Source organism: Micrococcus sp. GPGPB33, from assembly GCF_037853785.1.
In the GTDB taxonomy this organism is placed as follows: domain Bacteria; phylum Actinomycetota; class Actinomycetes; order Actinomycetales; family Micrococcaceae; genus Micrococcus; species Micrococcus luteus.
This window is the reverse complement of record NZ_JAQMWO010000002.1, coordinates 1,716,767-1,729,072: the sequence shown is the minus strand read 5'-3', so window position 1 is coordinate 1,729,072 and position 12,306 is coordinate 1,716,767. Positions and strand designations below refer to the sequence as shown.

6 protein-coding genes and 3 pseudogenes are annotated in these 12,306 nt (G+C 73.6%); 2 read left to right on the top strand and 7 right to left on the bottom strand.

Annotated elements, in window-relative coordinates; translation table 11 throughout:
- Positions 1-7 precede the first annotated feature (7 nt).
- Both POD19_RS08315 and POD19_RS08310 read right to left on the bottom strand, forming a co-directional pair.
- Positions 8-1,420: a class II 3-deoxy-7-phosphoheptulonate synthase gene (locus POD19_RS08315; RefSeq protein WP_002854593.1), complete on the bottom strand. Its 1,413-nt coding sequence runs from the start codon at positions 1,418-1,420 to the stop codon at positions 8-10.
- Positions 1,421-1,491: 71 nt separating this feature from the next.
- Entirely contained in the window at positions 1,492-2,199 is a 708-nt protein-coding gene (locus POD19_RS08310; RefSeq protein WP_098092486.1) for a lysophospholipid acyltransferase family protein, read from the bottom strand.
- A 68-nt stretch (positions 2,200-2,267) separates the two neighbouring features.
- Between POD19_RS08310 and POD19_RS08305 the strand changes: the two genes are divergently transcribed.
- Positions 2,268-3,038 carry an alpha/beta hydrolase gene (locus tag POD19_RS08305; RefSeq protein ID WP_060974301.1) on the top strand — a complete coding sequence of 257 codons (771 nt, stop codon included), beginning with the start codon at positions 2,268-2,270 and terminating at the stop codon, positions 3,036-3,038.
- Between the two features lie 114 nt (positions 3,039-3,152).
- Positions 3,153-4,988, top strand: coding sequence for an AMP-dependent synthetase/ligase (locus POD19_RS08300; protein ID WP_049146976.1), 1,836 nt, complete (start codon positions 3,153-3,155; stop codon positions 4,986-4,988).
- A gap of 61 nt (positions 4,989-5,049) precedes the next feature.
- Here the strand turns inward: POD19_RS08300 and POD19_RS08295 are convergent.
- The 5 genes and pseudogenes from POD19_RS08295 to ftsR form a co-directional block, all read right to left on the bottom strand.
- A pseudogene (locus POD19_RS08295) lies at positions 5,050-6,512 on the bottom strand (mycothione reductase).
- Between the two features lie 82 nt (positions 6,513-6,594).
- A pseudogene (locus POD19_RS08290) lies at positions 6,595-10,031 on the bottom strand (pyruvate carboxylase).
- A gap of 239 nt (positions 10,032-10,270) precedes the next feature.
- Positions 10,271-10,804 (bottom strand): annotated as a pseudogene (locus POD19_RS08285) (MerR family transcriptional regulator); the annotation flags it as partial.
- Positions 10,805-10,998: 194 nt separating this feature from the next.
- Entirely contained in the window at positions 10,999-11,559 is a 561-nt protein-coding gene (locus POD19_RS08280; protein ID WP_340309418.1) for a bifunctional nuclease family protein, read from the bottom strand.
- Positions 11,552-12,295 carry a transcriptional regulator FtsR gene (gene ftsR / locus POD19_RS08275; RefSeq protein ID WP_044659482.1) on the bottom strand — a complete coding sequence of 248 codons (744 nt, stop codon included), beginning with the start codon at positions 12,293-12,295 and terminating at the stop codon, positions 11,552-11,554. The genes POD19_RS08280 and ftsR overlap by 8 nt, the downstream gene beginning before the upstream one ends.
- Between the last annotated feature and the right edge of the window lie 11 nt (positions 12,296-12,306).

Here is a 12,306-nt window from a genome sequence, read left to right as displayed (position 1 = left end):
CGCGAGGTCAGGCCCGCGGCGCGCGACGCTCGGGGTGCGAGAGGGCCTCGGTGACCTTGAACGCCATCTCCAGGGACTGCTGGTGGTTCAGCCGCGGGTCGCAGAGCGTCTCGTAGCGGGCGTCGAAGTCGGCCTCGTTGATCGGGTCGGAGCCGCCCAGGCACTCGGCGACGTCGTCGCCGGTCAGCTCGACGTGCATGCCGCCCGGATGCGTGCCGAGCTCGCGGTGCACCTCGAAGAAGCCGCTGACCTCGTCCATCACGTCCTCGAACCGGCGGGTCTTGTAGCCGTTGGCCGCGGTCACGGTGTTGCCGTGCATGGGGTCGGTGACCCACACCGGTTCCAGCCCCGCGTCCCGGACGCCCTCGACGATGCCGGGCAGCACGTCCCGGATCCGCTCCGCGCCCATGCGGGTGATGAAGGTCAGGCGGCCCGGCTCGCGCTCCGGGTCCAGCCGCTCCGCGAGCTCGAGGGCGTCCGCGGTCGTGGTGGTCGGGCCGAGCTTCACGCCGATCGGGTTGCGGACCCGGGAGAGGAAGTCGACGTGGGCGCCGTCCACCTGGCGGGTGCGCTCGCCGATCCACAGGAAGTGGGCGCTCGTGGCGTAGGGGTCGCCGCTGCGCGAGTCCACGCGGGTCAGGGCGCGCTCGTAGTCGAGCAGGAGCGCCTCGTGGGCCGAGTAAAACTCGGTGCGGCGCATGGCCTCGAAGTCCACGCCCGCGGCGTTCATGAAGCGGACCGCGCGGTCGATCTCGGCGGCCATCTCCTCGTACTGGGCGTAGGCCGGGTTGGCCATGAAGCCCTGGTTCCACTGGTGCACGCTGCGCAGATCGGCGAAGCCGCCCTGGGTGAAGGCGCGGACCAGATTCAGGGTGGAGGCGGAGGTGTGGTACGCCTGCACCATCCGCCGGGCGTCGTGCCGGCGGGCCTGCTCGGTGAACTCGTAGCCGTTCACGATCTCGCCGCGGAAGCTGGGCAGCGTGACGCCGTCGCGGGTCTCCGTGTCCGAGGACCGCGGCTTGGCGAACTGGCCGGCGATCCGGCCCATCTTCACGACCGGCATGGAGGCGCCGTAGGTCAGCACTGCGGCCATCTGCAGGATGGTCTTCACCCGGGCGCTGATCCGGTTGGCGGTGGACCCGGCGAACGTCTCGGCGCAGTCGCCGCCCTGCAGGAGGAACGCGCGGCCCTGGGCGACGTCGGCCAGACGGGCGCGCAGCAGGTCGACCTCGCCCGCGAAGACGAGCGGGGGCAGGGCGCTCAGCTCGGCGACGGCGGCGCGGTGGTCGGCCTCGTCCGCCCAGGACGGCGCCTGTGCGATCGGCAGCGAGCGCCAGTGGTCCAGGCCGGGGATGTCGGCGGCGCCCTCCGAGATGGCGGTGCCGAAGGCCAGGATCTTCTCGCGGGGGTCTTCAGTCATGCACACCAGGCTAGGGGCCGCGTGCCGCGCCCCGGTCTGGGCGTCCCCGGATGACGACGCGCGGGCCCCGCTCAGTCGCCGGCGCGCGGCGGAGCGGCCACCCGGCCCGCCTTCACGTCCGCCGCGTAGGTGTCCACGTATTCCTGGCCCGACAGGCGCCGGATGGCCTCCATGATCTCGTCCGTCACCTCCCGCAGCACCCGGCGGTCGTCGGCTGCCGCGGCACGGCCGGAGAAGTCCAGCGGCTCGCCGAAGATCATGCCCAGGCGCCGGATCCGCGGCAGCACGTGGCCGATCGGCTGGACCCGGTCCGTGCCGATCATCGCGATGGGCACCACGGGCACGCCCGAGGCCAGCGCGAGCTTGGCCACGCCGATCTTGCCGCGATGCAGCCGCCCGTCCGGGCTGCGGGTGCCCTCCGGGTAGATCCCGAGCAGCCGGCCCTCCCGCAGCGCCGCGAGGCCCGCGTCCAGCGAGCGCAGGGACGCCTCTCCGCCGGAGCGGTCCATGGGCAGCTGGTTCGCGGCCTCGAAGAACCGGCGGGTGACCCACCCCTTCACGCCCGGGCCGGTGAAGTACTCGTGCTTGGCCAGGAAGTGCACCTGGCGGTCGAGCATGGCCGGCATGAACACCGAATCCGAGACGGACAGGTGGTTGCTGGCCAGGATCGCCGGGCCCTCGGCCGGCACGTTCGCGAGGCCCTTCACCCAGGGGCGGAACAGCAGGCGGGTGGCCGGAGCCACGGCGAACGTCTTGGCGGACCAGTAGAACGTGGACACGAGGGCCTTCCGGTCGGGGCGGTCGGGTGCCTGCCCATCGTACGGTCCGCCTGCCTTACCCTCGGAGCATGCCCCGCCCCGTCGCCGTCGCCCCCGAAGACCTGCCCCTGCGCCTCATGCCCGCCGCTCCCGCCCGGCGCGACCACTGCGTCGTGCTCCTGCACGGGTTCACCTCGACTCCGGCCTCCGTCCGCGCCTGGGCCGAGGGGCTCGCGGCAGGCGGCTCCCCCGTGAGCGTGCCCCTGCTGCCGGGGCACGGCACGCGGTGGGAGGACCTCGCCGCCACGGGTGCGGACGAGATCCGCGCCGCCGTCCGGGCCGTCGTGGACCTCGAGCTCGCCCGACACGGCCGCGTGGTCATGGCGGGCATCTCGATGGGCGGCGCCCTCGCGCTCGACGCCGCGGCCCACCGACCCGTGGCCGGCGTGCTCGTGGTGAACCCCGCGCTGCGCTTCGCCAGCCCCCTCGCCCCCTTCGCCCCGTTGCTGGCCCCGTTCGTCCCCACGGTCGCCCCGATCGCGGACGACATCGCGGACCCGACGGCACGCGAGCGCGCCTACCCCCGCACGCCGGTGGCCGGCGTCGCCGCCGTCGGCCGCATCCAGCGGGCCGCCCGCCGCGCCCTGCCGCGGATCACCGCTCCCGTGACGGTCTACCGGTCCGCCCGCGACGCCGTCGTGCCCGCCTCGAGCCACCGGACCCTGGTGCGGGGCCTGCGCCAGGCCCCCGTGGAGGTGGTGGGACTGCCCCGCAGCCGCCACGTCGCCACGCTCGACCACGACCTGCCGCTGCTGATCGACCACGGCCGGAGCGCGGTCGCCGCCATGACGACGCACTGAGTCGCGCCCGGACCCCACCGCTGCCGGTTGTAGAGTGTGCGTGACACGACTCACACATACTTCCGTTCCGCCGACCACCGGTCGGCGGGACCGACCCAACGCCCGAGGAGTCCCATGCACGAGATCAGCGAGCCGTACCACCCCCGCCTGTCCCCGGAGGCGAACATCACGGACTTCCTGGAACGCCAGGCCACGGAGCGTCCCGACCACGGCCTCTTCGCGGTGCCCGACGCGCAGGACCAGTGGACGGACGTCTCCGCCCGGGACGCCCGCGAGCGCGTGCGGGCCCTGGCCAAGGGGCTGATCGCCGCCGGGATCCAGCCCGGGGAGACGGTCGGGCTCCTGGCCTCCACCCGCCTGGAGTGGACACTGGTCGACTTCGCCATCTGGTATGCCGGCGCGGTCACCGTGCCCGTGTACGAGACCTCCTCCGTCAGCCAGGTGTCCTGGATCATCGAGGACTCGCACGTGCGCGCCGTCGTGACCGGGAACGAGAACCTCGCCAAGACGGTGCGGGACGCGGTGCAGCGCGAGGGCCTGCCGGAGCTGATCGGCCTGTGGACGATGGACCCGGCCGACGGCGCCCCCGGCTCCGGTCTCGAGGCGCTCGTCGCCCTGGGCACGGACGTCACCGATGAGGAGCTCGAGACGCGCCGGTCCTCCGCCGGCCTGGCCGACCTGGCGACCATCATCTACACCTCCGGCACCACGGGCCGGCCCAAGGGCTGCGAGCTCACGCACGAGAACTTCGCGGAGCTCGTCAACCAGACCCTGTCCTCCTCGCTCGGCGACGTCGTCCGCCAGGACACCTCCACCGTGCTGTTCATCCCCCTGGCGCACGTGTTCGCGCGCTTCGTCTCGGTGCTCACCGTCGCCGCGGGCGCACGCTGCGGGCACGTCTCGGACATCAAGCGGCTCTCGGTCTCGCTGCAGACCTTCCAGCCGAGCTTCGTGCTGGCCGTGCCGCGCGTGTTCGAGAAGATCTACAACGCGGCGCTGCTCAACGCGCAGAGCGGCGGCAAGGAGAAGATCTTCCGCCGTGGCGCGGACGTGGCGATCCGCTGGTCCCGGGCGCTGGACTCGGGCCAGATGACGGCGCCCCTGCGGCTGCAGCGCGCGTTCTACTCCGCGCTGATCTACCGCCGGATCCGGACGGCCATGGGCGGCCGGCTCGCGTACGCGGTCTCCGGCGGCGGCCCCCTCTCCACCGACCTGGCGCACTTCTTCCGCGGCGTGGGCGTGACCATCCTCGAGGGCTACGGCCTCACCGAGACGACGGCCCCCATCACCGTGGGCCGGCCGGACCGGCTGAAGATCGGCACGGTCGGACACCCCCTCGGCGGCAACCAGGTGCGGATCGCCGAGGACGGCGAGATCCTCACGCGCGGCACCTCGCTGATGCGCGGCTACCACAACCGGCCGGAGGCGAACGAGGAGGCCTTCGAGGACGGCTGGTTCCGCACCGGCGACCTCGGGGCCCTGGACGACGACGGCTTCCTCACGATCACCGGCCGCAAGAAGGAGCTGCTGGTGACGGCCGGCGGCAAGAACGTGGCACCGGCGATGCTCGAGGACGCGATCCGCAGCGACGCGCTCGTCTCCCAGGTGATGGTGGTCGGCGACGGCAAGCCCTTCATCGCGGCGATCGTCACCCTCGACACCGACACCCTGCCCGCGTGGCTCGCCGCGAACGGGCTGCCGAAGGACCTCGACGTCGCTGCGGCCGCACGCGAGGACGCGGTGCGCCGCCACATCCAGGAGGCCGTGGACAAGGCCAACAGCCTGGTCTCGCGCGCCGAGGGGATCCGGGAGTTCCGCATCCTCGACCGCGACTTCTCCCTGGAGGAGGGCCATGTGACCCCGTCCCTGAAGATGCGCCGGTCGGCGATCATGAAGGACTTCGCCGCGCAGATCGCGGACATCTACGGGGAGCCCGCCCCGCACAACTGAACGCCCCCTCGACGACGGCGCCCGGCCCCGCGGCCGGGCGTCGTCGTCCCCGCGGTTCCGGTCAGAGCAGACCGGAGTCCGGCACGTCCAGGCCCAGCAGCGCGTTCTCGACGACCTCGGTGAGGGCCGGGTGGGGCCAGTACTGGCCCCGCGCGAGCCGGTGGGCGTCGATGCCGAACGCCATGCCGGTCACGAGCGGCTGGATGAGGTTCGCGGCCTCGTGCCCCAGGATGTGCCCGCCCAGGATCCGTCCCGTGGCCTTCTCCGCGACGACGGTGCACACGCCCTCGGTGTCCTCCATGGCCCAGCCGTAGGCGACGTCCCCGAAGGACTGGGTCTTCACCGTGATCGCGTCCGCGCCGTAGTCGGCGAGCGCCTGCTCCACCGTGAGACCGACGGAGGCCACCTGCGGATGGGTGAACACGGCCGCCGGCACGGGGCCGAGCGTGTTGGCGCGGAGATCGTCCGGATGCTCCAGGTTGTGCGCGACGACGCGGGCCTCGTGATTGGCTACGTGCTTGAGCTGCCACGTGTTGGCGACGTCCCCGAGCACGTAGACCCCCTCCACCGGAGCACCGTCGGAGAGTGCGCGCTGATGCTCGTCGCTGGCCAGGACGCCGTCGTCGGTGACGTCCAGTCCCGCGGCGGCGGGGTCGAGGCGGTCCGTGTTCGGCGTCCGGCCGACCGCGATCAGCACCGTGTCCGCCTCGATGGCCTCCTCCACGATGCCGGTCTGCTCCTGGCCCCCTGCGCGATCCAGGCGCACCCGGACCCAGCCGTCCGCGGCCCGCTCGGCGTCCTCGACCGGTTCGATCCCGGCCGGGGTCCACCCCGTGCGCAGGTCCCACCGTCGGGCAGCGATCTTCGTGAACGTCGTGGACACGGACATGTCGTGCTGCTTGAGCAGCCGGTGGCCGCGGTTGACCTGGACGACCTCGGTCCCCAGCCCGGCGAAGACGGAGGCGAACTCGCAGGCGATGAACCCGCCGCCCACCACGAGCAGCCGCCGCGGCAGCCGATCCAGTCGCATCACGGTGTCCGAGGTGTGCACCGACGGCAGGTCCAGGCCCGGGATCTCCGGGAGGGTGGGCCGCGACCCCGCGGCGACCACCACCTGGTCCGCCGTGATCTCCCGGCCCGAGGCGGTGCGCACGCGGCGGGGACCGACGAAGCGCACCTCCTCCTGGATCACGCTCGTGTAGTCCAGATCGTCCCGGCGGTAGCGCAGCCCGTCCCGGCTGATGCCGTCGATGCGCGTGAAGATGCGGTCCCGGATGGCCGGGAAGTCGGCGCCCGTGAACTCCAGCCCCACCCCGAGGCTCCGGGCCTCGGGGGCAGCGCGGCCAGGCCGGCCGGGTAGGCGTACATCTTGGTGGGGATGCAGCCGACGTTCAGGCAGGTGCCGCCGAACGTGCCGGAGTCGGCGATCACGACGCTCCGGCCCTTCCAGTGTTCGCTGATCAGGGAGTTCCCCGATCCGGAGCCGATGATGAGCAGGTCGTGGTGTTCCGCAGAGGTGGCCATGCCTCCCAGGATAGGCACGGGCCCGGACGCGGTGGCGTCCGGGCCCGTGGGGCGGCCCGCCGGCGGCGGGCTCACGCGGGGCTCACTCGATCACGAGCAGCAGGTCTCCGCCGTTGACGGGCGTGACGCCCTCCGTGACCACGCGGCGCACGGTGCCCGCGGCCTGGGCCGTGATCGTGGCCTCCATCTTCATCGCCTCGATCGTGGCCACCGTCTGGCCGACCTCGACGGCGTCGCCCTCGGCCACCTGGACGGTGACCGAGCCCGCGAACGGGGCGGCGACGTGGCCGGGGGTGCCGGGGTCCGCCTTCTCCGCGGTCCGCACGGTGGACTCGATCGAGCGGTCCCGGACGGTCATCTGGCGCAGCTGGCCGTTCAGGGTGACCATCACCGTGCGCATGCCCTTCTCGTCCGGCTCGGAGACGGACATGAGGGTGGCGAGCAGCCGGACACCGCGTCCGAGCGAGATGACGTGCTCACGCCCGGGGACGAGGCCGTAGAGGAAGTCGCGGGTGTGCAGGGTGACGGTGTCCCCGAACTCCTCGCGGTGCGCCTCGAACTCCTTCGTGGGGCCGGGGAAGAGCAGGCGGTTCAGCACCGCGCGGCGGGTCTGTCCGGCCTCGGCGAGGGCGGTCGAGTCCTCCGCGGAGATCTCCACCATGCCCGCGCCCTCGCGGCGACCCTGGAGGGCCTTGGTCCGGAAGGGCTCCGGCCAGCCGCCGGGCGGGTCGCCGAGCTCGCCGCGCAGGAAGCCGATCACGGAGTCCGGGATGTCGAACTCCTGCGGACGCTCCGCGAACTCCTTCGGGTCCACGCCGGAACCGACCAGCTGGAGCGCCAGGTCGCCCACCACCTTGGAGGACGGGGTGACCTTGACGAGGTGGCCGAGCAGGTCGTCGGCCGCGGCGTACATCGACTCGATGGCCTCGAACCGCTCCCCCAGGCCGAGCGCGATCGCCTGCGTGCGCAGGTTGGACAGCTGGCCCCCGGGATCTCGTGGTGGTACACGCGGCCGGTCGGGGCGGGCAGCCCCGCCTCGAAGGGCGCGTACGCCGAGCGGACGGACTCCCAGTAGGGCTCCATCGCGGTGGCGGCCTCGAGGCCGAGACCGGTGTCCCGCTCGGTGTGCTCGAGCGCCGCGACCAGGGCGGACAGCGGCACCTGGCTCGTGGTGCCCGCCATGGACGCGGTGGCCGCGTCGACGGCGTCCACGCCGGCCTCCGCCGCCGCGAGCAGGGTGGCCAGCTGGCCGCCGGCGGTGTCGTGCGTGTGCAGGTGCACGGGCAGGTCGAACTCGGCGCGCAGGGCGGTGACGAGCTCGCGCGCGGCGGCGGGCCGCAGCAGGCCCGCCATGTCCTTGATCGCCAGGACGTGGGCGCCGGCGTCGACCATCCGGCGGGCGAGGCCCAGGTAGTAGTCGAGCGTGTAGAGCGTCTCCTGGGGATCCGTCATGTTGCCCGTGTAGCACAGGGCCGCCTCGGCCACGGCGGTGCCCGTGGCACGCACCGCCTCGATGGCCGGGGTGATCTGCTCGACGTCGTTGAGGGCGTCGAAGATGCGGAACACGTCGACGCCGGACGCCGCGGCCTCGGCCACGAACGCGTCCGTCACCTTGGTGGGGTACGGCGTGTAGCCCACCGTGTTGCGGCCGCGCAGCAGCATCTGGATCGGGATGTTCGGCAGCTCCGCGCGCAGCAGCTCGAGGCGCTGCCACGGGTCCTCGTGGAGGAAGCGCAGCGCGACGTCGTACGTCGCCCCGCCCCAGGCCTCCACCGAGAGCAGCCCCGGCAGGGTGTGCGCGACGGCGGGCGCGGCGGCCAGCAGGTCGCGCGTGCGGACGCGGGTGGCCAGCAGGGACTGGTGGGCGTCGCGGAACGTGGTGTCCGTGACGGCCAGCGCGGTCTGCTCGCGCAGGGTGCGGGCGAAGCCCTCGGGGCCCTGCTCCAGCAGCACCTGACGCCAGCCGTGCGGGGGCGCCGCGTCCTCGTTCCGGCTCGGGCCGTCGAAGGGCGAGCGGTCCGGCTCCTGGTGCTTGTCGCCCGGGTGCTCCGGGAGGCGGTCGCGGGGGTCGATGCCCTCGATGCGCGGGCCGTGCGGCTGGTTGACCGTGACGTCCACGAGGTACTGCAGGGCCTTGGAGCCGCGGTCCTGGGAGCGGTTCACCGTGGCCAGCTCGGGGTGCTTGTCGATGAAGTCCGTGGCGACGTCGCCGCTGACGAACTGCGGGTCGTCCATCACGTTCATCAGGAACGGGATGTTGGTGGCCACGCCGCGCACGCGGAACTCGGCCAGGGCGCGGCGCACGCGGCGCACGGCCGTGGCGTAGTCGCGTCCGCGGCAAGTGAGCTTGACCAGCATGGAGTCGAAGTGGGGGCTGATCTCCGCACCGGCGTAGATGGTGCCGCCGTCGAGGCGCACACCGGAGCCGCCGGCCGAGCGGTAGGCGGTGATGGTGCCGGTGTCCGGGCGGAAGCCGTTGGCCGGGTCCTCGGTGGTGATGCGGCACTGGATGGCGAAGCCGCGGACCTGGAGGGCGTCCTGGGTGATGCCCAGCTCGGGCAGGGTGGCGCCGGCGGCGATGCGCAGCTGCGCGCCCACCAGGTCGACGTCCGTGACCTCCTCGGTCACGGTGTGCTCCACCTGGATGCGGGGGTTCATCTCGATGAACACGTGCTGGCCCGCACGCTCGCCCGCCGTGTCCACGAGGAACTCGACGGTGCCCGCGTTGACGTACCCCATCTCCTTGGCGAAGGCGACGGCGTCCCGGTGCAGGGCCTGCCGGATCTCCTCGTCCAGGTTCGGGGCCGGGGCCATCTCGATGACCTTCTGGTGGCGGCGCTGGAGCGAGCAGTCCCGCTCGAAGAGGTGCACGACGTTGCCCTCGCCGTCGGCGAGGATCTGCACCTCGATGTGCCGCGGCCGCAGGACGGCCTGCTCGAGGAACACGGTGGGGTCGCCGAAGGCGGTGTCCGCCTCGCGCATCGCGGCCTCGAGGGAGCCGCGCAGGTCCTCGCGGCGCTCGACGCGGCGCATGCCGCGGCCGCCGCCGCCGGCGACGGCCTTGACGAAGATGGGGAAGCCGATCTCCTCGGCCTGCTCCAGGAGCCACTCGACGTCGGCGCTCGGGTCCGAGGAGGCCAGGGTGGGGATGCCCGCGCGCTTGGCCGCGCGCAGGGCCTCGACCTTGTTGCCGGTCAGCTCGAGGACGTCGGCGGGCGGGCCGACGAAGGTGATCCCGTTCTCGGCCGCGGCGCGGGCCAGGCCGGCGTTCTCCGACAGGAAGCCGTAGCCCGGGTAGATCGCGTCGGCCCCGGCGTCCTTGGCCACGCGGATGATCTCGTCCACGTCGAGGTAGGCGCGCACGGGGTGGCCCTCGTCGCCGATGCGGTAGGCCTCGTCCGCCTTCTGGCGGTGGATCGAATTGCGGTCCTCGTAGGGGAAGACGGCGACGGTGCGGGCGCCCAGCTCGTAGCAGGCGCGGAAGGCGCGGACGGCGATCTCGCCGCGGTTGGCCACCAAGACCTTGGAGAAGACGGCGCCGGCTCCGGTCGACCCGGCCGCGTCCTCTGGAGGGGTGAAGTTCTCGACAGGTGCGGTCATGGTTGGGAGTGTGTCACACCGCGCCGGAGTTCCGCCTCATGTCGCGCACAGTCACCGCTGCGAGACGAAAGATGACTGGTTCGGCGCTGTGGGGCGCCGACGCCGGCCCGGCCTCGTGCCGGGGCCGGCGTCGGCCGCGGGCGCCCCGCGGAGGAGGGTCAGGCGGAGCGGCGGGCCCGACGCCGCCCGGCCAGCTCGTCCCCCGGCTCGGGGGCGCCGACCACGCTCTCGCGGGGCAGCTCGGCGAGGCTGCCCTCGACCTCGCGCCACACGCGGCCGACGGCGATCCCGAAGACGCCCTGGCCGCCCTGGACGAGGTCCACGACCTCGTCCGCCGAGGTGCACTCGTACACCGAGGCGCCGTCGCTCATCAGGGTGATCTGCGCCAGGTCCTCGACACCCCGCTCGCGCAGGTGGCCCACGGCGGCGCGGATCTGCTGGAGCGAGACGCCGGTGTCCAGGAGGCGCTTGACCACCTTGAGGACGAGGATGTCGCGGAACGAGTAGAGCCGCTGGGAGCCGGAGCCGGAGGCGCTGCGGACCGTGGGGACCACGAGGTCCGTGCGGGCCCAGTAGTCGAGCTGGCGATAGGTGATGCCGGCGGCCTTGCACGCGGTGGGACCGCGGAAGCCGACGTCGTCGCCCCGGGTCGCGCCCTCGTCGAAGAGCGTGCCCTGGGTGCCGAGCGCGGGGGCCGGCCAGGACCTGCAGTGGGTGTCACGGGGAACCTCCTGGTGCGGGGCCCCCGGTGCGGGAAGGGGACGCGACCGTCATGTGCCGCCGGTGACCGTGGCGGCGCTCCCCGGTGACCGTGGGGAGGACGACGGAGGCGCCCCGGGTGGCGGGGCCCTCTTCCCCTCGAAGGTACGCGCGGGTCCGGGGGCGGTCAACGAAGCTGGCGGCGAGGCCGCGCCGTGTCGCCCCGGCTCCGCTCAGGCGAAGTCCTCGGGGCGCACCGTGTCCAGGAAGTCGCGGAAGTCCTCGACGGCGCGCTCCTGGCCGGCGTCCTCCTCCCCGTCCGCGCCGGCATGCCGGCGTCCGCGAGCACGGCGGGGCTGCCGAGCACGGGGGCGTCGGCGCGCAGGGCGACCACGACGGCGTCCGACGCGCGGGCGTCGACCCGGGCGCCCGTGGAGAGCACGAGCTCGGCGTGCACGACCTCGTCCCGGACCTCGGTGAGCCGCACCCGCACGACCTCGGCGCCCAGGGCGTCGACGGCGGCCAGGAGCAGCTCATGGGTGAGGGGCCGGGGCGTGCGGACGCCCTCGAGTGCGAGCGCGGCGGCGGCGGCCTCGGGCGCGCCCACCCACAGCGGGACCATCGTGCGGCCGGGCGGATCCACCAGCAGGATCACGTGGTGCTGCTCGGGCAGCTCGACGCGCACGCCGAGCACGGAGAGCGGCACGTCGCCGACCTCGTCGGCGGGCACGGGGCGCGGTTCAGTCATCCCACTGCTCCAGCCCCTCGGCCACGAGGGCCGCGTGCAGCCGCAGGCTGGCCTGCGCGATCTCCCGTGCCGAGCGGGCCACGCGGGGGCGGGTGCCGGCATCGCGGCGGGCCTGCAGCGGAGCGACGGCGCGCTCCACCAGGCCCAGCTCGCGGTCGGCGGCGGCCCGCAGCGGGCGCAGGTGCCGCGGCTCCAGGCCGTGGCCCGCGAGCACGACGGCGGCCCGGGCCACGTCCATCGCGTGGCTCGGGTAGCCGCCGTCGGGATCGACGGGCAGGAGTGAGTACTGGTCCAGCTCGGCCAGCAGCTCCTCGCCCGCACCGGATTCGGCGGCGAGCTCGGCGCGTGTCCACGACCGGCGGCCCCCGGCGACCTCGCGGCCGAGCCGATCCGCGTCCGAGGACGCCGGGACCGCCGCGGTTCCGGGCAGGCCGGTGGGGCGTTCACCGCGGTCCAGCGCGGCCAGGTGTTCGGCGATCACCTTGAGCGGCAGGAAGTGGTCGCGCTGCAGGGCGAGGACGAACCGGAGCCGGTCCACGTCCTCGGGCCGGAAGCGCCGGTAGCCGGCGGGGGTCCGCTCGGGCAGGACGAGGCCACGCTCCTCCAGGAAGCGCACCTTGGACGCGGAGACGCCGGGGAATTCGGCTTCGAGGGCGGCCACCACCTCGCCGATGCCCAGCCGGCCCGCAGGGCGGGCGGTGGGGACGGCGTCGGGGCGCGGGCGCGGATCGGTCACGGGGATGGCGG

What these genes read in the sequence shown, in the direction of transcription:
- POD19_RS08315 (WP_002854593.1), bottom strand. Translation starts at nt 1,420, where the DNA reads ATGACTGAAGACCCCCGCGAGAAGATCCTGGCCTTCGGCACCGCCATC.
- POD19_RS08305 (WP_060974301.1), top strand. Translation starts at nt 2,268, where the DNA reads ATGCCCCGCCCCGTCGCCGTCGCCCCCGAAGACCTGCCCCTGCGCCTC.
- POD19_RS08300 (WP_049146976.1), top strand. Translation starts at nt 3,153, where the DNA reads ATGCACGAGATCAGCGAGCCGTACCACCCCCGCCTGTCCCCGGAGGCG.
- POD19_RS08280 (WP_340309418.1), bottom strand. Translation starts at nt 11,559, where the DNA reads ATGACTGAACCGCGCCCCGTGCCCGCCGACGAGGTCGGCGACGTGCCG.